Genomic DNA, 23858 nt, shown 5'->3' with positions numbered 1-23858 from the left:
CCAGTGTGAGTGAAACAGGCGCTACAACTGTAGTAGAAGAAAAGCAAACCTTAGAGCAAGTTGTTTCGGAAGCAGAGGTTTTAGTACAAATCGCAAGTAACCAAACTGCACCAAGCCAAGCCTTGCTAACTGCAATTGGAACCAGTCGTGATCAGCTGCTGTTGGCTCAAACCATCTTAGGAGATGCGGATGCGACTGCAGCTGACCTTGCTACCATTATCAGCAGTTTGCAAGCAAGCAACCAAGCAATTGGTCTTTTGTTGTTGGAAAATGATGAAGACGGAGTGATTACTTTTGCTCTTAATACTTCAACGACAGCAACACTTAAAGTTGGTGAGGGTGAGGGTATCTTAGTTGATACACTTTCAACGGCTACCCCTGAAATGACAGATGCTAACGGGGCGAAAGTGACTGGTTTGACATTTTCATCGCCATATGCTGGTACAAGTGTAGCTGGTTGGCATACATTTAGTTATACAGCAACAGATACTTATGATCAAAACCATAAGAGTTCAGGCGGTACAGCTTTAAATGCTTATATTCGCTATTCATTAGATGAAGATCCAAGTACTTACACAGTACTGGCAGAATTGGTAAGTAAAACTGGTACTGTATTAGAATCTTATAAAATTGATCCTGGATCTAGTGCAACCTTTACTTATCCAAGCACTCTAGATTCTGATAACTCACCAATTACTATTACCTATGACACTTCCTTGGCAACAGCTTCAGGAATTCCTGGTGGATTAAGGTTTAGTACCAGCTCAGCTAATGTATATGGGACTACATTGGTGCCAACATATACACTAAATACCACCTATTATAAAACAACAGACGGTACCATTATTGCTACCTATTCTGTCATGACAATTGGTGGACAAACAGTGACACCATCTGGCGTTCGTTCATTTGTTGGCTATGACTATTCCACGACTACACATGCAACTTCAACCAGAGCTTTGACTCCAGGTACTACCTATATGCACGGTAAGGTTGAAGAACAGGGAACGAAGACCTTGATTACAGTCATTGATGATCAAGGGACAATCAAAAGAAGTTTATATTATCGTGATCCAACCTATACAGGTACAGTTGATTGGAATGGCACAGATACCACTGGATTTATTAAGTTATTTGAAACAAGTGAGATAAAAGCTTCGACTTCAACATCAGGGACTAATTACAATACCTATTCGACTATTGAACCGAGTTATACAACAACTACTTACAATGGTCAACGTATTATGGTCTTCTATACTAGTCCGGCTAAAAATTGGCGCTTAATTGGATACTGGTCAGGTGGCTCAGCCCAAGGTGGGACTCAGTATGGTAGATTCTTCTTCGGTAGGCAGTCTTTAGATAAGACTGGAAAGTGGGGGCTTTGGCAGGCCAATTCTAGTTCGACAGGTGTGGGTGACTATGGGACTCAGTATGGTTTGGGAAATCCATTGTCTACATTGGTTAACGAAACAACGCACTGGTACACGGTTGATACATCTGAGTCTGAATCACTCTCGAATTCAAACTCACATTCATTGTCTGAATCTGAATCAACTTCTAACTCAGAATCAGCATCAAATTCAGAATCCATCTCAAACTCTGAGTCACTGTCTAATTCTGAATCAACATCAAATTCTGAATCACTTTCAAACTCGATTTCTGAATCAGTTAGAGAATCCATTTCAGAGTCAGTATCAGAGTCAATCAGCGAATCCGTTTCTGAGTCAGTGTCTGAATCCATTTCAGAATCAGTATCAGAGTCAATCAGTGAATCCGTTTCTGAGTCAGTGTCTGAATCCATTTCAGAATCAGTTTCTGAATCAGTATCAGAGTCAGTTTCAGAATCTGTATCTGAATCCATTTCAGAGTCTGTATCAGAATCAGTATCAGAATCAATCTCTGAATCAGTATCAGAGTCGATTTCAGAATCGGTATCTGAATCAATCTCTGAGTCAGTATCTGAATCTGTAAGTGAATCCGTCTCAGAATCAATCAGCGAATCAGTATCTGAATCTGTAAGTGAATCAATCAGCGAATCAGTATCAGAGTCAGTATCAGAATCAATTTCTGAATCGGTATCTGAGTCAGTCTCTGAATCCATTTCTGAGTCAGTCTCAGAATCCATTTCAGAATCAGTTTCAGAATCAGTTTCAGAATCAGTTTCTGAATCAGTTTCAGAATCAGTTTCTGAGTCAGTGTCTGAATCAATCTCAGAGTCAGTCTCAGAATCCATCTCAGAGTCAGTTTCTGAGTCCATTTCAGAATCAGTCTCTGAATCAATCTCAGAATCAGTATCAGAGTCAGTTTCTGAATCATTAAGCGAATCCATTTCTGAGTCAGTCTCTGAATCCATTTCTGAATCAGTTTCAGAGTCCATTTCTGAATCCGTCTCAGAATCCATTTCAGAGTCAGTCTCAGAATCCATTTCTGAGTCAGTCTCAGAATCCATTTCTGAGTCAGTAAGTGAATCAGTTTCAGAATCAATTTCTGAATCAATCTCAGAGTCAGTCTCAGAATCCGTCTCAGAATCCATTTCTGAATCAGTCAGCGAATCAATTTCTGAGTCAGTTTCAGAATCAATTTCTGAGTCAGTTTCAGAATCAATTTCTGAGTCAGTTTCTGAATCAATTTCTGAGTCAGTTTCAGAATCAATTTCTGAGTCAGTTTCAGAATCAATTTCTGAGTCAGTTTCAGAATCTATCTCAGAATCCGTTTCTGAGTCAATCTCTGAGTCAGTTTCTGAATCTATCTCAGAATCCGTTTCTGAGTCAATCTCTGAGTCAGTTTCAGAATCAGTATCAGAGTCAGTTTCTGAATCTATCTCAGAATCAGTCAGCGAGTCAGTTTCTGAATCCATTTCAGAATCAGTGTCTGAATCAGTGTCTGAATCAGTATCAGAATCAATCTCTGAATCAGTATCTGAGTCAATCTCTGAGTCAGTTTCAGAATCAGTATCAGAATCAGTATCAGAGTCAGTTTCTGAATCAATTTCTGAATCAGTATCTGAATCAATCTCAGAATCAGTCAGCGAGTCAGTTTCAGAATCAGTATCAGAATCAATCTCAGAATCAATCTCTGAGTCAGTATCAGAATCCATTTCTGAATCAGTATCAGAGTCAGTTTCTGAATCTATCTCAGAATCAGTATCAGAATCTATCTCAGAATCAGTCAGCGAGTCAGTTTCTGAATCAGTATCAGAATCTATCTCAGAATCAATTTCAGAATCAGTTTCTGAATCAATCTCTGAGTCAGTATCAGAGTCAGTTTCAGAATCTGTATCTGAATCAGTATCAGAATCCATTTCTGAATCAGTCAGCGAATCAATTTCTGAGTCAGTATCAGAATCAATCTCAGAATCAGTCAGCGAGTCAGTTTCTGAATCAGTATCAGAATCTATCTCAGAATCAATTTCTGAATCCGTTTCTGAGTCAGTATCAGAGTCCATTTCAGAGTCCGTATCTGAATCCATCTCTGAATCGGTATCTGAGTCAGTCTCTGAGTCAATCTCAGAATCAGTTTCCGAATCAGTCTCAGAGTCAGTCTCAGAATCCATTTCAGAGTCTGTAAGTGAGTCCATCTCAGAATCCATTTCTGAATCAGTCTCAGAGTCAATTTCTGAGTCAGTCTCAGAGTCCATTTCAGAGTCCATTTCAGAGTCAGTTTCAGAATCAGTTTCCGAGTCAGTCTCAGAGTCCATCTCAGAATCCGTTTCTGAGTCAGTCTCAGAATCCATCTCAGAATCAGTATCCGAGTCAGTTTCAGAGTCAATTTCTGAATCAATCTCAGAGTCAGTCTCAGAATCCATTTCTGAGTCAGTTTCTGAATCCATCTCAGAGTCAGTCTCAGAATCCATCTCAGAATCCGTCTCTGAGTCTATCTCAGAGTCAGTAAGCGAGTCAGTCTCCGAATCAATTTCTGAATCCGTCTCTGAGTCCATCTCAGAATCAGTTTCTGAATCAATTTCAGAATCAGTCTCTGAGTCAGTCTCAGAATCCATTTCAGAGTCTGTAAGTGAGTCCATCTCTGAATCAGTATCCGAGTCAGTTTCTGAGTCGGTATCCGAATCCATCTCAGAGTCAGTCTCCGAATCAGTTTCTGAGTCAATCTCTGAGTCAGTAAGCGAGTCAATCTCAGAATCAGTTTCTGAGTCAATTTCTGAGTCAGTAAGTGAATCCGTTTCTGAGTCAGTCTCCGAATCCATTTCTGAATCAGTTTCAGAGTCAGTCTCCGAATCCATTTCTGAATCCGTCTCTGAGTCTATTTCTGAGTCAGTATCAGAATCCATCTCAGAATCCGTTTCTGAGTCAGTCTCTGAGTCAATTTCAGAATCAGTAAGCGAATCCGTTTCTGAGTCGGTATCCGAATCCATTTCTGAGTCAGTATCAGAATCCATCTCAGAATCCGTTTCTGAGTCAGTCTCTGAGTCAATTTCAGAATCAGTAAGCGAATCCGTTTCTGAGTCAGTCTCAGAATCCATCTCAGAATCCATCTCTGAATCAGTATCCGAGTCAGTCTCAGAATCAATTTCAGAGTCCATTTCAGAGTCCATTTCTGAATCCATCTCAGAATCAGTATCAGAATCAGTCTCCGAGTCAGTTTCAGAATCAATTTCAGAATCAGTTTCTGAATCTGTTTCTGAGTCAGTCTCAGAATCCATTTCTGAGTCAGTAAGTGAATCCGTTTCAGAATCAATCTCAGAATCAGTTTCTGAGTCCATTTCAGAATCAGTCTCAGAATCAGTCTCAGAATCCATCTCAGAATCCGTCTCTGAGTCTATCTCAGAGTCAGTAAGCGAGTCAGTCTCAGAATCTATTTCAGAGTCAGTTTCAGAATCCATTTCTGAATCAGTTTCAGAGTCAGTCTCCGAATCAATTTCTGAATCCGTCTCTGAATCCGTCTCTGAGTCCATTTCTGAATCAGTTTCAGAGTCAATCTCAGAATCCGTCTCAGAATCCATTTCTGAGTCAGTATCAGAATCCATCTCTGAATCCATTTCTGAATCAGTATCCGAGTCCATTTCAGAATCAGTCAGCGAGTCAATCTCAGAATCAGTATCTGAATCCATCTCTGAGTCAATCTCTGAGTCAATCTCTGAATCGGTCTCAGAATCAACTCCTTCACAGGATTCACAGCTTCCTCGTAAGTCAGCAGCATTGCCAAGTACAGGTGAGGAGTTGTCATCTTGGGCAGGATTGCTTGGAGCAGGCCTCTTGTTTGGTGGTTTGTACAAACGTCGCAAAAAAGACGAAGAAGAAGCAAAGTAATCAAAGCTAGAAGGCAAAAAGAAAAGTAGCTAGCAAATGCCAGCTACTTTCTTTGTATCAAGTTCTGATTTAAATATGGAAAAACCGATAATCAGTTGAATAATAGACAAAGAAACAGTACACTAATAGATAAGTAATGGAACGGTTAGCAGTTTTTATGGAAAAAGCTGGCGCATAAGATTTTTTAGACTCATTTAACCTTAAAATAGTAGACTAGAAAAAGTAGCCTCAAAAAAGGAAAAATAAGTGCCAACTAGCTATATTTTCCGTAGGAAAATTGAAAATGTATTCATTGAAAAACTTAGTGTTTTCACAGTCTTTTTATTGACTTAGCCTAGCAATAGTGCTAAAATTGGGAGACTCTTTTGGACATATTTAAAACTAGTAAGACATAAGCAAAAACGCAGTTAAAAAAATGATTTTTTAACACTTTTCTTGAAATAGCGAATAAGAATGAACAAGTCATACTAGTTGAATCGAAGCTGCCCTTTAACGAGGGCAACTTCGATTTATCATATGTGGGGATAAGATCTTATCCCTAGATATGATAAGGAATAGGAAGTTTATATTATGAAAAATATATGGAGAAACTATCGTTCTTCTACTCTAGCTAACCGCTTGACCTGGATGGTTGGCATCGTATTTGTCTATATGTTGGGGAAATATATCCCAATCGCAACCCTTCCTGCTGCAGGCATTGAAGCGGGTGCCTATAAATTAGATAGTGCCTTGGAGAACTTGGCCATGGTAACAGGTGGTCAGTTTTCGACCCTGAATCTATTTTCTCTCGGGCTGAGTCCTTGGATGACAGGGATGATCTTGTGGCGTTTTTTGACACTCTTTAAGACAATTAAAGGGTTAACTGCCCAACAAAGCCATCGCTACCGCATGTTACTGATGTTTGTTGTAGCCTTGATCCAGTCCATTGGGGTTAGTTCCCTATCGGATTACTATCAGTTTAGTCAGTTTGGTGACTATTCACTCCCAATCTTAAGGGGAATTACAATGGTAGTGATGATTGCCGGTAGTTTTGTCCTCATGTGGTTGGCAAATGTGAATGGCCGTAAGGGCTTAGGAGGCCCATCGGTTATTATTGTCTCCAACATGATTTTAACTTTTATCATCAATATCATTCGGTATTTTTCAGAAAATCGGTTGGGAGGCCTCGAATTTTTGTTGACGATTGCGGTGATTGCACTAATCGCTTCTGCCTTGATTTGGATTACAGTTGTCGTCTATCGAGCAGAGTATCGGATTCCGATTCGACGGATTATGATTATCAGTGCATTTGCCGAATCCACCTATATCCCAATTCGGGTGACGCCGGCAGGAGGGATGCCTTTCATGTATGCGATGACGCTGATGTCCTTGCCACCAATTCTGATTTCAGCTCTATTACAGATTTTTCCAGAAAATCCTATATTGAAAGATCTGGTTGGGAAGGTGAGTATTTCAGAATTACTCGGGATTCTTGTGTATATCTTCTTGCTCTTCATCTTAGCTATTGGTTTTGCCTACTTCAATATAGACCCGACTGAAGTCGCGGAAAATATGCAGAAAAGCGGGGACTATATCGAGAATGTTCGTCCAGGAGAGGCAACTCGGAAGTACATTTCCTTCTATCTAAATCGTTTAGCCTTGGTTGGTGCGATCTATACCTGCTTGATGGGAGGTGTGCCCTTGCTCCTGGTGTGGAGCCAGCAAGGGCAAATCAGTATCGCACTGTTGATCAACAATATTTATATTGTCACTACCCTTTTGTTGGGCATAGTGGAACAGGTTCGTATTCTTCGTTCATGGAGAGAATACGACGAGATTATTTAAAGGAGTTACTATGTTTTATTTTGTCCCATCCTGGTATCAAGGAAATCGTAAGTGGTATATGGAAGCCCCATTATGGTTTCGTGTCATTGAAAATATGACCTTTGACGATGCCGTGAATCAATTGAAGACCTTCCAGGCTGCGGGTGAAGAAACGATGATGCTCTTGTTGGGGTACCAACCCCATTTGCGCTATTTTTTGCACCGTCAAGATATTCTTTCAACCCCTTACTGGTCCTTCTTTGACGAGATTCAAAATATCCAAAGCAAAAATACCAAGGTGCTCCAGGTAACTGATTTGACTTGGCCACAGGGGGCACGTTTTGTCTATACTCCCTTTGCCTTGTTGGTCAAAATTGGGGATGAACGGATTGCGGAAGTGCATTTTGCTGAGAGCGGCAATCTCTTGAAAGTGGAATACTTTAAGGAGAATGAAGTTACTTACCATTACCTGTTTGACGATCGTGGATTTTTATCGAGTATCCTTTATTTTTCAGATGGGCAGCCTAGCCATCAGGACTATCTGAATGAAAATGGGGTCTGGCAGGTTCGTGAGCACTTGGCAGAAGCTTCCAATCTCATTACCGTCAACCCACGGGCAGATCAGGAATTCTTCCAGCTGGCTTATGAGAGTTGGGATGATTTGATTTTAGAGAAATTATTCTTCTTCAAACGTCTGCGTATGACAGAACATGACTACTTGGTTATGGCAGTCCATGAACAACACAATCGCCTCTTGTTGGATGCTTTTGAACAACAGAAAAAAGTGTTGTCCTTTAGTGGTGACCGTTACAGTCTCCAAGAGGGCAGTGACTTAAAGCGTCTTGCTCAGGAAGGTGATGTCCTGGTAGTGGATTCGGAGAAAAACAAGCTGGCCCTTGAGTACAGTTTGGCCCAGCTGGGAACCTCTGCTCACCATGTCAGCAAGGTGACGCCGTTTGATACGCGTTTGCGTTTAGGACGCAGTCAGACGGTCAAGGAATTAATTATTTACTGGCAGATAGACGGTGCAAGCCGTGAAGACTATTTACAAACCCTGCATGTTTTATTGCAGTTAATGGAAGAAAATCCCTTGATTGAATTGGACATTGTCAGCTATGAACGTGCACGCAATATGAAGGCTTTGGAAAGTGAATTGATTGCTCTTCTGCAGGAAAAATACACACTTGAACGGTTCATGGAAGTATCGGAAGAAGCTGGTGAAAACCAATTGGAAGAGGATCAAGAGATGACCTTGTCTAGCATTCGCTTCCATACCTTTACCAATGAAAATCAGATTATTCGTCAATTAGATACGACCCGATTGGTATTGGATTTGGGACAGGTTCCGCATCTTTATACTCAGATTGCTAGTATTAGCGCCGGAATTCCACAAATCAATCGCCAAGCTTCAGAGTATGTAACGCATGGAGAAAATGGTTGGATTGTGGCGGAAATAAAAGATCTGACAGAAGCAGTCGCTTATTACTTTGATGGTCTGACAAATTGGAATAGGTCCCTTGTTTCAACTGTTCAAAAAATGGGGGACTACACTAGCGGTCGCATTATTGATCAGTGGAAAGAATTATTAGAAAATAAAGGCTAACAGAATGAAAATTTTACAGATAGGAAGCCAGGATTGGTCGAAAGGAAAGGAGCTTCCAGCAGACCTGGAATGGCTTTATACGAGTGCAGAAGGCATTACAGACCTTCTCCAAGACTTAAACGATGCAGCTTTGGCAAAAATTCCTGCTGAAAAATTAGCAGAAATGGGACAAAATCCCAAGGTCCCTCTTTACTTTACAGGAATCCTGGTAACCGATTCCCTGTCGGAAAAGCAACTTGAACCATTGATGAATTGCATCGAAGCTTACGCTGTCTTTATGACAGAAAATGTGGAGATCTTTGATATAACTCCGACTGGTTTTTACCGCAGAAAGGTGATGTCTTACCTACCGATACAGGGAAGTCAGGAAGAGTTGATTGCCTTTCTCCATATGAATCTCTTTTCAGGACAATATGGGGCAAAGTTAAAGATCCCTGAGATTGATGTCAATCCCAACTTTACGGGTCAAGTTGATTATGAGGGCAATGTCGGTGTTACGTTTACAGGTGATTTCGGGGAGGATTTCCAACCCTTGCTGACCTTTCGCTACAATCTGAGTACTTTTCCAATGTCTCTTGAAATCTGGTTGGAATACATAAAAAATGGTGACTGTGAACTTCGTCTGGAGTTGGATCTGATCCGTAAGGGTTCTTTAGCTGATGTTTTTGAGAAACAGATTTTGAGTGAAGAAGAAATGAAAGAACCTTATGTTCTAGCACGACATCCAGAGGTTGGTTTCTATAGTGTGTCTGTTTCTGCCAGAGGGACAGGATCTATCAAGACAGGTGTACTCCATTGGCGTTATTCGCGTTCTGGACTTGGTCGTTTTGTCTTAGGAGGGAAGCGCCATTCGGATGCCAAACGCCAAGAAATTTTTCATTACTTTAACCCAGGTGATATGAAACCTCCTTTGAATGTTTATTTCTCTGGTTTTCGGGGAGCGGAAGGATTTGAAGGTTTCTTCATGATGAAACGCTTGGGAGCTCCCTTTCTACTCGTAGCCGATCCGCGTTTGGAGGGTGGATGCTTCTATTCTGGAACAGATGAATTAGAAGAAGGGGTCCAAAAAGCAATTGAGGATGCCTTAGATTACCTTGGTTTTGAAAAGCAACAGTTGATTCTTTCAGGTCTATCAATGGGGGCCTTCGGAGGTCTCTACTATTCTTCTTATTTTAATCCTCACGCTGTTATTGTGGGCAAGCCTTTTACAAACTTAGGTGAAACAGTGACAAATGCAAAATTGAAACGTCCGTATGAGTTTACTACCAGTGGTGACATGATTCGTAATGTTGTCGGTGGAGCTGATTCTGCCTCAGTTGAAGCCTTTAACCAACGATTCTGGGATAAATTTGGTGAATCAGATTTTCATACGACTCAATTTGCGATTGCGTATATGGAGCAGGATGACTATGATGGCCATGCTATGGAACGCCTGATTGATTATTTGGCGGATAAGGATGTCCATATTTTCTGTAAGGGGTATGAAGGCCGACACAATGACAATAGTCGTGCCATCAACCGTTGGTTTATGGCTCAGTACCATAAGATTCTAAAAAATGATTTTGGAAGGGACATGTAATGGTAGAAGCGTTAGTGCAAAAATTACTCTGGACAGGAGTAACTCCAGGTGTAAACTACCTGTACGGTTCAATAATCCAGATACAGGAAGACTCGATTTTCTTTGAGAACCTTCATTTCTCACCAGGTAAACCTATTAAAACTTGGCGGTCTCGAACCAATTACCAGGCCAATCGTTCCTGCCCAGAACTTCCCTTGCTCTATCCAGGAGTTACCTATCGCCTAGAGCAAAAGGTCACCATCACGCCAGAACAGACCGCCTATTTTCAAATTCAATATTTCAATCGCCAGAATGAGGAAATCCAACGGGATATCCTCAGAAATGGGCAAGAAGAATTTACCTTTCCGAAAGATGCATTCACTTATCGGATTTCCCTGATGAGTGCAGGTTGTCGACAGGTGGAATTCTTCCATATTGCGATTTATGGACCTGAAAATAGCGCCAAACCTTTGGTAGAAAGAAATCAGGTCAGCAGTTACACCTCAGGTCAGGAACCTGAGGAACTAAGATTGGTGAGCCGCTTGATTCACCAAAAAGGATAAAGGAATAGCAACCATGCAATACAAGACTTCTTTGCTGAATCAGATTCGGTTGAGAAAGATTAAAAAATTAACCAGACAGATCAATGCTCTGTCCGATACCTACGAAGGGATGACCGATCAAGACTTGGCGAATCAAACAAGTCTCTTTAAGGCGCGCTTGGAAGCAGGTGAGGACCTAGACGATATGCTGGTAGAAGCGTTTGCGGTTTGTAGGGAAGCCTGTTACCGTGTCCTAGGTCAATTTCCTTATGATGTGCAGGTGATGGGGGGAATTGCTCTCCATCAAGGGACCATTGCGGAGATGAAGACTGGTGAGGGAAAAACCCTGACGGCGACAATGCCCCTATACCTCAATGCCCTATCAGGAAAAGGCGCAATTTTGGTCACCACTAATGAGTATCTGGCCAAGCGGGACGCTCTGGAAATGGGGCAGGTCTATGAGTTTCTTGGCCTAACTGTTGGTCTTGGTGTCTATGATGATGACCAAGAAGGAGATGCAGAGACCAAACGAATGGTCTATGGAGCCGATATCACCTATGTAACAGGTGCTGGTCTGGGTTTTGATTACCTGTCTGATAACCTTGCCTCTTCAAAGAGCGAGAAGTTCCTACGTGACTTTAACTATGTTATCGTTGATGAAGCGGATGCGGTTTTGCTAGATAGCGCCCAAACTCCTCTCATCATCTCAGGGACCCCTCGAGTCCAATCCAATATGTACGATATCTGCGATCAGTTTGTTCTAACTTTGGGTGAAGAGGAGTTTTACTTTGACCCAGATAAAAAGGAAGTCTATTTGACGGACAAGGGCAATGACTATGCGGAACACTATTTCGCAGAAGAGAGTATTTACAATGCAGATAACTGGGAGCTCAATCGCCATATCAACCTAGCCTTACGGGCCCACTATCTCTACAAGAAAAATCATGATTATGTGGTACAGGATGATGAGGTCAAGCTCTTGGACAATCGAACAGGACGCGTGTTAGAAGGTACCCGTCTACAATCTGGGATTCACCAAGCCTTGGAAACCAAGGAAAATGTGAAGAAAACCAAAGAAAGTCGTGCCATGGGCTCAGTTACCTATCAAAGCCTCTTCAACATGTTCCCTAAACTTGCGGGAATGACAGGGACAGGACACCAGGCAGAGGATGAATTGATTTCGACCTATAAGGTTCCAGTTGTCTCCATTCCGACCAATGTACCGATTCAACGAATCGATTATCCAGATAAAATTTATACCACTCTTCCGGAGAAATTGTATGCAACAATGGAGCTAGTTAAGGAGCTGCATGCCAAGGGACAACCTGTGCTGTTGATTTCTGGAACTGTGGAAATCACCCAAATTTATTCGCAACTGCTCTTGCAAGAAGGGATTGCTCATTCGACGCTGACAGCCAATAACGTGGCAAAAGAAGCCTTGATTATCAAAGAGGCTGGTCAGTTGGGAACGGTGACTTGTGCGACCATCATGGCCGGCCGTGGGACTGATATTAAGTTGGGACCAGGCGTGGAAAAATTGGGTGGTCTGGCAGTTGTTGGAACCGAGCGGATGGCCAATAGTCGGATGGACTGGCAGTTGCGCGGTCGAGCAGGTCGTCAAGGTGAACCAGGCATGTCTCAGTTTTTTGTCTCCTTGGAAGATGAATTGTTGACCAACTATGGTCCGGAATGGGTCAAAAAATACTTTAAAAAGCATAATCGTGAAGATCGCAGAAATTATGGTCGAGCTTTGACAGGTCGCCGCTTCCATGCGGCCATTCATCAAGCTCAAGAAAAGAGTGAGGATAACGCTGTCAGCGCTCGTCAATCAACTATTCGCTTTGATGAAAGCCTGCGGGTCCAGCGCCAGAAGATTTATGGCTTGCGGGACCGCTTGATTCTTGATGATGAGAACTTGGCGGGAAATGTCCGCCAGATCATGGAAGAAGTAATTGATTCCTATTTGGCCGAGAATAAGGAGCGAACACGCCATCAGCTACGCCGCTATATCTTGGACAACTATAGCTATGCTTTCAGGTATTTCCCAAGAGCTTTAGACTTGGACGATGACCAGGACGTTAAGAACTATTTGTTAAAATTGGTGGAAGAAGAAGTGGATAAAAAAGGGACGCTTTTGCAGTCAGAAGAAGCTTTGTCAGAGTTCTATCGTCTGTCTGTTTTGAAGGCAATTGATGAGTGCTGGGTCGAAGAAGTTGACAGTCTCCAACAATTGAAGGGGGTTGTCACAACACGATCTACAGCCCAGAGGGATGGGATGTCCGAATACTACCAAGAATCCCTGCGTTCCTACAAACAGATGTCTGATTTTGTCAAACAGAAAATCGCTCGAAATGTTATGCTCAGTACCATAGAGCAATCGAAAGATGGAAAACATTCTATTTATTTTGTATAAGAAAAGGAACAGAAGATGACCATTTATAATGTCAACCGTGGAATTGGTTGGGCTAGCAGCGGAGTAGAGTATGCCCAAGCCTATCGGGCCAGCATTTTTAGAAAGATTGGCCAAGATAGTAAATTTATTTTTACAGACATGTTTCAAGGAGAAAACCTGGCTCATTTTACAGCCAATATTGGCTTTGAAGACCAGGAAATTATCTGGCTCTATGGCTTTTTTACCGATGTCAAGATTGCAGCGACAACCTATCCTTTGACGGAGTTTGAAGCTAGTCTAGATTCTGATTTTACCAAGGTTTCACAGAGCCCTGAATCCGTCAAATATCAGCATAAAGACAAGGACTTGGTCATCTTGGTTTTTACACGGAAAAATCATCCAGACTATGTGCAAAAGGTAGAGTTTCTTGCCAAAGGGAAGCTGATTCGCAAGGACTACTATAGCTATACCAAGATGTTTTCGGAATACTATGCTCCAGTTGATAATGCACCTGTTTTACATGTGCGGGTCTTTTTCAACGAAGATGGTTCTATCGCCTATGAAGAAAACTGTTCTGGTGACCAGAGTATCTTCCGTTTTCCTGATGCTATCCTCTGGACAAAAGAGGAGTTGATTGGTCGCATGTTGGACCGATTGGCTCTGACAAAAGAGGACATTATCTTGATTGATCGTGCTACTGGGACAGGTCAGGCGATTCTGCGCCACCGAGGAGAGGCCCGTGTGGCAGTCGTGATTCATGCAGAGCATTACAATATGAATTCTGTGACAGAAGAAACCATTCTTTGGAATAACTATTACGAATATCAGTTTTCGAATGCGGATAAGATTGATGCCTTTATTACCTCAACCAAGGCGCAAGCGGAAACGCTAGCGGCCCAATTTGAGACCTATACGCCTTTCCGTCCGAAAATTTTTACTTTACCAGTTGGTAGTTTGGATGAATTGCGCCAGCCCGAAGGGGACCGTCGTCCTTTCTCTCTGGTGACCTGTTCGCGACTGGCTAGTGAGAAACACATTGATTGGTTGGTGGATGCGGTGATTCAGGCCCAAAAACACTTGCCAGATCTTCAATTTGACATTTATGGTGAGGGTGGGCAACGCAGCCGCTTGGAAGCTATGATTAAAGAACACAATGCTTCCTCTTTTATTCGCTTAATGGGACATCATGATCTAACAGAGGTTTATAAACACTACCAAGCCTACTTGGCAGGTTCGACCTCAGAAGGTTTTGGTTTGACCTTGATGGAAGCCATTGGTTCTGGGCTGCCGATTATTGGCTTGGATGTTCCTTATGGCAACCAAACCTTTGTGCAGGATGGGCAAAATGGTAGCTTGATCAGTCGTTTGGACATTGATGATCCGACTGTCTATGGCCGACTCTTTGCCGAAAAACTGCTGGACCTATTCCAATCAGGTCAGCTGGAAGACTGGCAGGCGGCATCCTATGACCGTGCCAAGGAATTTCTGACGGTCGAATTGGAAAAAGCGTGGTTGCGCTTTATTGAGGAGGTTTAAAATGATTCAATTATATGATAGCTTCCATCAGGCCAGTAAGGATCTGTATTATTCACTGACTCAGGCAGGTTTTCAAGGTCCTGTCGTTGTCATTAATGATGATGGTTTTCTACCAGAGGGAGTGACCTCTGCCTATTCATACTATTGCCAAATGGAGACAGGTCAGGGGCGCTCGCTTTATTTCAACCAACTCCAAGTCCCTCCTTTTTGGGAAATTACAGGGACCAATGGTGATGGGGAAGTCTGGGATTACAGCCAACGGAAGGCAAAGATTTTTTATGCCGAACCCAAGCACCTTCGTCGCATCAAAAATGTTGACTGGTTTGGACCAAATGAAAAGGTACGTTTTACAGACCACTACAATCGCTTTGGTTGGTTGTTTGCACGAACCTATTTTAATGCTGAGCAGAAGGTGACTAGCCGTATTTATTTCAATCAGGCCAAACAAGAGGTCTTGGTTGAGAATTTCATGACGGGTGACATTCAGTTAAACTGGCAGGGAAAAGTGTATTTCTTTGACAATCGTGTGGAATTGTTCCGCCATTATTTTGCGGAAATGGGCTGGGAATTGTCAGAGATTTGGTACAACTCTTTATCGACTCCTTTTTTCCTCTCCTACAACAGTCCAGAAGCAGGTCAAGATATCCTCTTTTGGCAGGAAGGTATCCAAGAGGACATTCCAGGAAACATGAAAGTCATGTTGAATTCTTCCCACGTTCGTACACAACGTGTTTTGGTGCAGCAGCGTCAGGTTTATCAGAAGATGATGGATATTTTGCCGGAGGAACAAAAGGCCAAGATTGCTTACCTAGGTTATATCTATCCAAGTTTGCGTGAGAACGCTGGACGAAAGGAAATCCTTATCCTTACTAACTCAGATCAAATTGAGAAATTAGAGGAGCTAACTCAAGCACTACCAGACTTCCACTTCCATATTGGCGCATTGACAGAAATGTCTCAACGATTGATGGCTTTTGAAGCAAAGTCAAATATTACCCTCTATCCAAATATTTCACAGAAACAGCTACAACGGTTGTTCCAAGAATGCGATATCTACCTCGATATCAATCATAGTGGAGAAGTAATGGATGCGGTTCGCAAGGCCTTTGAGCAAAATATGGTGATTTTGGCCTTTGAGCAAACCATTCATAACCGTGATTTGATTCCAGCTGCCCACCGCTTTGATGCCAGCCAGCCAACTGACATGGTGATGGCCTTGGCAGGCTTTGCAGCATCTTATCCACAGATGGTAGCCTTGCAGCGTGAAGAAACTAGCAATGAATCTGTTACTGGATACCAACAGTTACTTGGGAAGGAGGAGCGCTAAATGACAGAGAAACGCAATCCTTTATTGGATGAAGCGATTGAGAAACAAATTAAGGAAGCTCGCTATGTTGAGCCTAAGAAAAACAAGCAGAGACGGAATTATTTTTACCTGACTATCATTTTCCTTGTGACCTTGGCAGTTATTTTCTCCCTCCTTCGTTACTTATAGAAATTCTTGCCTACAAGCCAATTGAAATCTTGAAAATTGCATGAAAATGTGAGAAAATATGTCAAATAAGAATGTGGGGGAAGAGCCATGCGAGATGATATACTCTTGAATGACCGAGCGGCTGCTCTTGCTGACCAATTGGTCCCGATATTAGAGACGATTTATGATCCAGAGATTGAGCTGGATATTTACAATCTGGGCTTAGTTTATGAGATCCAAGTTGATGAAGTTGGTTTTTGTAAGGTTGTCATGACCTTTACAGATGCAGGGTGTTCTTGCGCTGATACCATGCCAGGAGAATTAGTTGCAGCCTTGAAAACCATTGAGGGAATTGAGGATGCCCAGGTCGAAATCGTCTGGTCTCCTGCCTGGAAGATGACCCGTATCAGCCGTCTCGGACGTATCACGCTTGGCATCAGTCCGAAATAAAAAGAAAATGAGTTGCATTGGCAACTCATTTTTTAAATGTCTCATCGTATTGTCTGTCTAAATCTTCCATGGTTTCATAGATAGTTTTAGGAATCATGACAACTTGAGGGATTAGATCTACCATGCCATAGCTCGGGTCGATGCATTCTTCCCAAAATTCTATGTGTTTTTTATCAATATAGGATTCTGAATCTTTGACTTCAATCCCTCCTTCAGCTTGAACAGAATACCAGTAAAGGTATTCGCGTCCGTCCAATCCCTCACGGAAGATGGTTTCGACATACATTTTCTCTCCTTCAAGAGTGAGAAGGGTGTCTTCCATGTGCTCGTTGAGAAAGGCCATCCATTCATCTACTTTGGCAGTTTTCCCTTCTTTAACACGAAAGCGGGAGAGTTCGACGTTTAGTTTCATTCCATTTACTCCTTTAAAAACCCCGGTCATTGTGTGACAGGGGTTGTATTCTTTTTATTTTTTACCGCTTCGTTCGGGTCTCCAGAAGTCGGTAACGGCTCCTTTAGAGGCAGAGGATACGGTGTGGGCGTATTTACCGAGAACACCACGAGAGTAGAGTGGAGGAATGACAGTTGTTTTCTTGCGTTCTTCGATTTCTTGGTCAGAAACGTGCATGGTGATTTCTTTGGTATCTTGGTCAACCGTCACCAAATCACCTGTACGGAGGTAGGCAATTGGTCCACCATCCTGAGCTTCAGGTGCGATGTGTCCAACAACCAGTCCATAGGTACCACCAGAGAAACGACCGTCTGTTAGAAGGGCTACCTTGTCACCTTGGCCTTTTCCGACAATCATGGAAGAAAGGGATAGCATTTCAGGCATACCAGGACCGCCTTTTGGTCCAACATAGCGGACAACGACTACATCGCCATCTACGATTTCGTCAGTCAAGACTGCTTCGATCGCTTCTTCTTCAGAATCAAAGACCTTGGCTGGACCTGTATGGTTGCGGACTTTCACACCAGAAACCTTGGCAACGGCACCTTCAGGAGCAAGGTTACCTTTGAGGATGATGAGTGGGCCATCTGCACGTTTTGGATTTTCAAGTGGCATGATGACATCTTGACCTGGAGTCAAGTCTGCAAAATTCTCTAGGTTCTCAGCAACGGTTTTACCTGTACATGTGATGCGGTCGCCATGAAGGAAGCCGTTTTTGAGCAAGTATTTCATAACTGCAGGGACACCGCCGACATTATAGAGGTCTTGGAAAACATATTTACCAGATGGCTTGAGGTCAGCTAGGTGAGGTACTCGTTCTTGGAAATCGTTGAAATCTTCAAGTGTGAGGTCGACATTGGCAGCATGGGCGATGGCTAGAAGATGGAGCGTAGCGTTGGTTGAGCCCCCCAGAGCCATTGTGACTGTAATAGCATCTTCAAATGCTTCACGAGTCATAATGTCAGATGGTTTGATACCAAGTTCTAGCATGCGTACAACAGCACGACCAGCTTCTTCAATATCAGCCTTCTTCTCAGGAGATTCAGCAGGGTGAGAAGAAGAGCCAGGAATAGACATGCCCATTACCTCAATGGCAGTAGCCATGGTATTGGCAGTGTACATACCACCACACCCACCAGGTCCAGGACAGGCATTACACTCAATTTGACGAACTTCTTCAGCAGTTAAGTCGCCATTGTTCCATTTTCCGATTCCTTCGAAGACAGAAACCAAGTCAATATCTTTACCATTGAGGTTTCCTGGAGCGATGGTTCCACCGTAGGCAAATACGGCAGGAATGTCCATATTGGCGATAGCAATCATAGAACCAGGCATGTTTTTATCACAGCCACCGATTGCGACAAAGGCATCCACGTTGTGTCCTCCCATAGCTGCCTCAATAGAATCTGCAATGATATCACGTGAAGTCAAGGAGAAGCGCATACCAGGAGTTCCCATAGCGATTCCGTCTGCAACGGTGATGGTACCATATTGAACAGGCCAGGCACCTGCATCTTTTACCCCTTCTTTGGCTAATTTTCCAAAGTCATGAAGGTGCATGTTACAGGGGGTATTTTCAGCCCATGTCGAAATAACCCCAACAATAGGCTTTTCAAAGCTATCGTCGGTCATTCCTGTTGCGCGAAGCATGGCACGGTTGGGTGACTTAACCATCGAATCGTAAACAGAACTACGATGACGGAGTTTTTTTAGGGTATCTTTTTCGGTCATTTCTCTTCTCCTTATCTTTCTGGTGATTAGTTTCCTTATTATACCATAGTTCTGAGGGAATTGAAAAAGGATTTGGTAAATAATGGGAAATTTCTGAATTTTTTGAAAACAAAAGAAAACAGCTCCCACATATTAGTGAGGAACTGTTTCACTTTATTGAAATTATACTGTTGGAGTAGCAGTTTTAGCATGCTTGATGAAGAGGCTGATCACAGCCAGAATCAGGAAGCCAGCACCGACATACCAGTATGGTTGATCCAGGGTTGTAGACCGTCCGGACAGGTTGATGATACCACGGAGGAGAAAACCTGCGGTGATAACCGCTACGCCAGAATTCCAGAGATTGTAGGTCAGGCGAGAGAGGGTGCGATGGATGGTCATCAAGTCAAGGAGAAGCCCCCCACCAATCAAGGTTACACTAAACATGTAATGCATATGGAAGGAAACCTCGCCGTAACTGAGACTTTCATAGACTCGGCTGAAGATGAAGAGGAAGGCCGTAAGTGCTAAATACGTGATAAATGTGCGAATAGTGCGTTTGTTTTCTGTTTTAGTAACCGATGTAGACAATGTCGCTCACCGCCCTTTCTGAAATAGTGTTTCCATTGGTTGTTGGATTGTTAATAACTTGACCGTTGAAGTAAAGAGTTGACGAACCACCGCCATCAAGGTTATAGGCTGTCGTTGCTCCGTATTGCTGCATAACTTCTGCTAGTTGATAGAGTGAGAGACCTTCGCTCTCAGAAGTTCGACCATCTGCCACGACAATGATGTAGTGGTTCTCATCGATGATTCCGATAGCAGTTCGAGGGTTCGATGACATGGCACGGCCGACCTCTGTCGATGTATCGACGACGATTTCACCGTTTTCAACCAATGCAGGACCAAAGGCTAGCAGGTTGACAACGCCATTGTCAATCAATTCTTGGGCTGTGATTTCATTTTCATCGATGATTTCAAATGAGCCGTCTGCATAGATGGCTAAGTCGCCATATGAGGCATTGTCACGGATGGTGTCACGGTAAAGCACGCCGTTTTTAATGACATAACCAGTTGAGTTGGCGCCATAGTAGTCACCGTTGATGGCCAAGATTGCATTATTGGCAGCAGCTGTTTCAGATGTTTTTGCCGTTACGTTGGTGCCATAGGTATTTTGTGCCAAGGCAGTTTTCAAGTATTCAGCTGAGCTAACTTGAATATCCGCTACATATACTGTTGTATTGTTGGTTGTAATGGTTTCAAGTGTAATTTGAATATTGTCATCACTGTAAGAGGTATCGGTTGTCGATACATTGGTGGTAGTACTTGCAGCTGTCGATTCTGTCGAAGAAGCCGTTGTTGTCGATGAAGTGGTAGTCGATGCAACGGTTGTGATTGCTTCAGAAATAACAAATGTCTTTAGCATGGAGTAGGTGAAACCACCGGTGAGAAGTGTTCCGAATAGTGAAGCATAAATGAAGGGTTTTTTAAGCAATTTCATGGGAAAATGAGTTCCTTTCGCGAAAGATGAGTTTCTTTTGGACAAACCAAGAGACAAAGAAGAGGAGAATGCCAACTACGATTTTCACCAAGTAGAGGTTGATACCGAGTACTTGATGGAAGAGGTAAAGCAAGGCAGTGTCACAGAAGAAGAGGACAAGGACAAGGGCAAAGTAGCCGCTACCTGTTTTTGCCAGGCTATCCTGATTGTTGAAAACAAGTTTTTTGTTCAAAGAGTAATTGCAGATTGAACTAGTCACTCTGGCTAGAGCATTGGCTAAAATGAGTCGAATGGCAGTCGGTGTTGCTGCAAGAAAGAGAAGAGCAAGAGCATAGACTGCATAATCGATTAAAAATCCACTAAAAGATGCCAGAGCAAATTTGAAGAGATTTTTGTAAATCATTAGCCCATCTCGAACCGGGCGGAAATGAGAACTAGCATTGTCATCGATATAGATGGTATCGATAGGGACTTCTGTAATCTTGTATTTCTTACTTGCCTGAGTCAACATGTTCATTTCGTATTCGTAACGATTACCTTCAACGGTCAACATAAATGGTAGCAAGTTGGAGTGGAAGGCACGTAAACCAGTTTGGGTGTCGCTGACCTTTACGCCTGTCTGTATATGGAAGAGCACGCGGGTTAATTTGTTACCAAAGCGACTTCGAAGTGGAATGTCATTGGTAAATTGACGGACCCCGAGGATGAGGCGGTTGGGGAGCTGGATGGCTGCGTGGGCAACACGATCGATGTCATGGACAGCGTGTTGACCATCTGCATCGGCTGTGACGATTACGGCATCTTTTTGCAGTCCTTGGATATAGTGAAAGGCTGTTCGAAGGGCTTGTCCCTTTCCTTGGTTTACCTTGTGATGGAGAACCGTTGCATAGGTCTTGGCTTCTTGTATAATCTGCGCCGCTTCTCCTGTACTACCATCATCTACGACAATGGCTTGACAGGAAAGACGATTTTGCATAAGTTCCAGTAGTTGTATCAGTTTTTGATCGGGTTGGTAGGCGGGAATAACAACATAATACATAATCATAACCTCTCTTGTTTTTGCTATGGTATCACTATACTGGAGTTTTCTGAAAGGAACCTAAAACCAGGCCAGCCAAGGGATTTGCTTAAGTTTAGCTTAAGAATTTGTTTAGGAGTTTTTAAGAAACTGAATAAATGTAGGAATTTTCTGAAAATTGTTTGACTTTATTTTACTTTGTGCTATTATAGAAGATAACTACAAATTACTAGTATTATCCAAAGTGAAATGTTATTATAGTAGAAACTAATTTATAGGAGGGGGATACCTTGTTGGAAGAGTTTCGATTAGACAAAGAATGCTCAGGTTCCTATCTGATTTTAGATACCCTGCGTCAACTGGGGATTGATACGATTTTCGGTTACCCGGGTGGAGCTGTTTTACCTTTATACGATGAAATCTATCGTTTTGAGGGGATTCAGCATATTTTGGCCCGTCATGAGCAAGGGGCCGTTCATGCGGCAGAAGGCTATGCTAAGTCAACTGGTAAATTAGGTGTTGCCTTGGTGACATCAGGTCCAGGAGCGACCAATGCCATTACAGGGATTGCTGATGCTATGGGGGATAGCGTACCCTTGCTGGTTTTCACCGGCCAGGTTGCAACAAGGGGGATCGGTAAGGATGCCTTTCAGGAGGCGGACATTATCGGGATTACAACCCCTATTACAAAATACAACTACCAGATTCGCGATACGGCGGATATTCCGCGCGTGATTACAGAAGCTGTCCACATTGCTACAACTGGTCGTCCAGGTCCAGTCGTTATCGATGTTCCAAAAGACATCCAAGAGACATTGGTTAGCAGCTACCATGATCCAAGTATTCACCTGCCAAGCTATCAACCAACGGTTGAGCCAAATGGCTTGCAGGTCAAAAAAATCCTCAAGCAATTGAGTCTTGCCAAACAACCGGTTATTCTTGCAGGCGGAGGGGTCAACTACGCCGATGCCAATCAAGAGCTGATAGCCTTTGCAGAGCGCTACCAGATTCCAGTTGTCTCAACCCTGCTAGGTCTAGGTGCTATGCCAATCGAGCATGCACTGTCTCTTGGAATGGGCGGTATGCACGGATCTTACGCCTCCAATATGGCTATGAACGATGCGGACTACATCATCAATATCGGAGCTCGTTTTGATGACCGTTTGACAGGGAATCCTCTGACTTATGCACCAAATGCCCTAGTTGCTCATATCGATATCGATCCAGCAGAGATTGGTAAGGTCAAAAAGACGGCTATTCCGGTCGTAGGAGATGCCAAGGCAACCTTACAGGCCTTACTGAAACTAGATACGGTAGAAACAGATTATGCAGCCTGGACAGCTCAAGTCTTGGACAACAAACACAGAGCACCGTTTTGGTATGAGGAAGATGATAGGGTTATCAAACCGCAACAAGCTATTGAATTGATTGGTCAGTTGACCAAGGGAGATGCAATTGTGATCACAGACGTTGGCCAACACCAGATGTGGGCAGCTCAATTCTATCCTTACAAGCATGCCCGCCAATTGGTGACATCTGGCGGTATGGGAACTATGGGCTTTGGTATTCCAGCAGCTATTGGAGCAAAATTAGCCAACCCTGACCGTGAAGTCGTTCTTTTTGTCGGAGACGGCGGTTTCCAGATGACCAACCAAGAACTAGCTATTCTTAATGGTTATGGTGTGCCGATTAAGGTGGTTCTGATTAACAACCATTCACTTGGCATGGTCCGTCAGTGGCAGGAATCCTTCTATGATAAACGTCGCAGTCAGTCCGTCTTTGATGCCGAGCCTAATTTCCAACTATTAGCGGAAGCCTACGGTATTGCCCATTATAGTTTTGACAATCCAGCCACCCTTTCTGAAGATATGAAAGTCATTTTGGAAGATAGACCGATGTTGATTGAAGTGCATATTTCCAAAACAGAGCACGTTCAACCAATGGTACCGGCTGGCAAGAGCAATGCAGAAATGTTGGGGGTGAAGTTCAATGCGTAGAATGTTAACAGCTAAATTACGAAATTCCTCCGGAGTGCTCAATCGTTTTACAGGTGTCCTATCTCGTCGCCAAATCAATATCGAGTCCATATCCGTCGGTCCGACAGAAGTGGATGGCATCTCACGTGTGACGGTGATTGTAGACGTGGCCAGTCACGATGAGGTCGAACAAATCATCAAACAGCTGAACCGCTTGATTGATGTGGTTCGAGTACGTGACTTAACGGACATACCCCACTTAGAACGGGAAGTGATTCTGGTTAAAATTGTCGCTCCACCAGCCAAGCGAGCAGAAATTTTGGCGATTATCCAACCCTTCCGTGCCAGCGTTGTCGATGTAGCACCGCACTCCATTACCATCCAAATGACTGGTGACGGAGATAAGATTGACGCCCTTCTGCGTGTGATTCAGCCTTATGGTATTAAAAATATCGCCCGTACTGGAGCGACTGGTTTCAGTCGCGACTAATGTTCTTCGAAAATAAACACTATACTGCGTTGACTTGGCTTGATGAACTTTAGTTCTATTTTCGCCTTCGTCGCCTAGTATAGCCTTCGT

17 protein-coding genes are annotated in these 23858 nt (G+C 43.1%); 12 read left to right on the top strand and 5 right to left on the bottom strand.

What is annotated here, in order from left to right; genetic code table 11:
- Nucleotides 1-383 precede the first annotated feature (383 nt).
- From PXH68_RS09890 to PXH68_RS07910, 10 genes are all read left to right on the top strand, one after another.
- Complete coding sequence (locus PXH68_RS09890) at nt 384-5264, top strand: DUF445 family protein (protein ID WP_398582979.1); 4881 nt, start codon at nt 384-386, stop codon at nt 5262-5264.
- A 570-nt stretch (nt 5265-5834) separates the two neighbouring features.
- Nucleotides 5835-7088, top strand: coding sequence for an accessory Sec system protein translocase subunit SecY2 (gene secY2, locus PXH68_RS07950; protein WP_248028295.1), 1254 nt, complete (start codon nt 5835-5837; stop codon nt 7086-7088).
- Between the two features lie 10 nt (nt 7089-7098).
- Nucleotides 7099-8670 (top strand): accessory Sec system protein Asp1, encoded by a 1572-nt coding sequence (gene asp1 / locus PXH68_RS07945; RefSeq protein ID WP_248028294.1) that lies wholly within the window; start codon nt 7099-7101, stop codon nt 8668-8670.
- A 4-nt stretch (nt 8671-8674) separates the two neighbouring features.
- Nucleotides 8675-10249, top strand: a complete 1575-nt coding sequence (asp2, locus tag PXH68_RS07940) for an accessory Sec system protein Asp2 (RefSeq protein WP_248028293.1) — start codon at nt 8675-8677, stop codon at nt 10247-10249.
- Nucleotides 10249-10791: an accessory Sec system protein Asp3 gene (gene asp3 / locus PXH68_RS07935; protein ID WP_105160033.1), complete on the top strand. Its 543-nt coding sequence runs from the start codon at nt 10249-10251 to the stop codon at nt 10789-10791. The genes asp2 and asp3 overlap by 1 nt, the downstream gene beginning before the upstream one ends.
- A 13-nt stretch (nt 10792-10804) precedes the next feature.
- Nucleotides 10805-13183 (top strand): accessory Sec system translocase SecA2, encoded by a 2379-nt coding sequence (gene secA2 / locus PXH68_RS07930; protein ID WP_248028292.1) that lies wholly within the window; start codon nt 10805-10807, stop codon nt 13181-13183.
- 15 nt (nt 13184-13198) lie between these two features.
- Nucleotides 13199-14698, top strand: a complete 1500-nt coding sequence (gtfA, locus tag PXH68_RS07925) for an accessory Sec system glycosyltransferase GtfA (protein WP_248028291.1) — start codon at nt 13199-13201, stop codon at nt 14696-14698.
- A 1-nt stretch (nt 14699) separates the two neighbouring features.
- Nucleotides 14700-16025: an accessory Sec system glycosylation chaperone GtfB gene (gene gtfB / locus PXH68_RS07920; RefSeq protein WP_172095959.1), complete on the top strand. Its 1326-nt coding sequence runs from the start codon at nt 14700-14702 to the stop codon at nt 16023-16025.
- Complete coding sequence (locus tag PXH68_RS07915) at nt 16026-16193, top strand: hypothetical protein (protein ID WP_172095958.1); 168 nt, start codon at nt 16026-16028, stop codon at nt 16191-16193. It abuts the gene before it with no gap.
- An 87-nt stretch (nt 16194-16280) separates the two neighbouring features.
- Nucleotides 16281-16622, top strand: coding sequence for a metal-sulfur cluster assembly factor (locus tag PXH68_RS07910; protein WP_205031147.1), 342 nt, complete (start codon nt 16281-16283; stop codon nt 16620-16622).
- Between the two features lie 25 nt (nt 16623-16647).
- Here the strand turns inward: PXH68_RS07910 and PXH68_RS07905 are convergent, their stop codons facing one another.
- The 5 genes from PXH68_RS07905 to PXH68_RS07885 all read right to left on the bottom strand — a co-directional run bounded on the left by PXH68_RS07905 (nt 16648) and on the right by PXH68_RS07885 (nt 21329).
- Nucleotides 16648-17034, bottom strand: a complete 387-nt coding sequence (locus tag PXH68_RS07905; protein ID WP_248028290.1) for a DUF6176 family protein — start codon at nt 17032-17034, stop codon at nt 16648-16650.
- Nucleotides 17035-17088: 54 nt separating this feature from the next.
- Entirely contained in the window at nt 17089-18804 is a 1716-nt protein-coding gene (gene ilvD / locus PXH68_RS07900; RefSeq protein WP_248028289.1) for a dihydroxy-acid dehydratase, read from the bottom strand.
- A 162-nt stretch (nt 18805-18966) separates the two neighbouring features.
- On the bottom strand, nt 18967-19374 hold the full coding sequence (locus PXH68_RS07895; RefSeq protein WP_248028288.1) for a hypothetical protein: 408 nt from the start codon (nt 19372-19374) through the stop codon (nt 18967-18969).
- The gene (locus tag PXH68_RS07890) at nt 19355-20284 is read right to left on the bottom strand and encodes a phosphodiester glycosidase family protein (protein WP_248028287.1); all 930 of its coding nucleotides are present in this window, start codon (nt 20282-20284) and stop codon (nt 19355-19357) included. Before PXH68_RS07890 ends, PXH68_RS07895 begins: the two co-directional genes overlap by 20 nt.
- Nucleotides 20271-21329, bottom strand: coding sequence for a glycosyltransferase (locus tag PXH68_RS07885; protein WP_248028286.1), 1059 nt, complete (start codon nt 21327-21329; stop codon nt 20271-20273). Before PXH68_RS07885 ends, PXH68_RS07890 begins: the two co-directional genes overlap by 14 nt.
- 266 nt (nt 21330-21595) lie before the next feature.
- On the opposite strand from PXH68_RS07885, the gene PXH68_RS07880 reads away from it, so the two are divergent.
- On the top strand, nt 21596-23299 hold the full coding sequence (locus PXH68_RS07880) for an acetolactate synthase large subunit (protein ID WP_248028298.1): 1704 nt from the start codon (nt 21596-21598) through the stop codon (nt 23297-23299).
- The gene (gene ilvN / locus PXH68_RS07875) at nt 23292-23768 is read left to right on the top strand and encodes an acetolactate synthase small subunit (protein WP_158457297.1); all 477 of its coding nucleotides are present in this window, start codon (nt 23292-23294) and stop codon (nt 23766-23768) included. The genes PXH68_RS07880 and ilvN overlap by 8 nt, the downstream gene beginning before the upstream one ends.
- The last annotated feature ends 90 nt before the right edge of the window (nt 23769-23858 follow it).

Origin of the sequence: Streptococcus sp. 29896 (assembly GCF_032594915.1) — a bacterium.
In the GTDB taxonomy this organism is placed as follows: Bacteria; Bacillota; Bacilli; order Lactobacillales; family Streptococcaceae; genus Streptococcus; species Streptococcus suivaginalis.
Note: the sequence above shows the minus strand (reverse complement) of the source record. Positions and strands in the feature narration are given on the sequence as shown.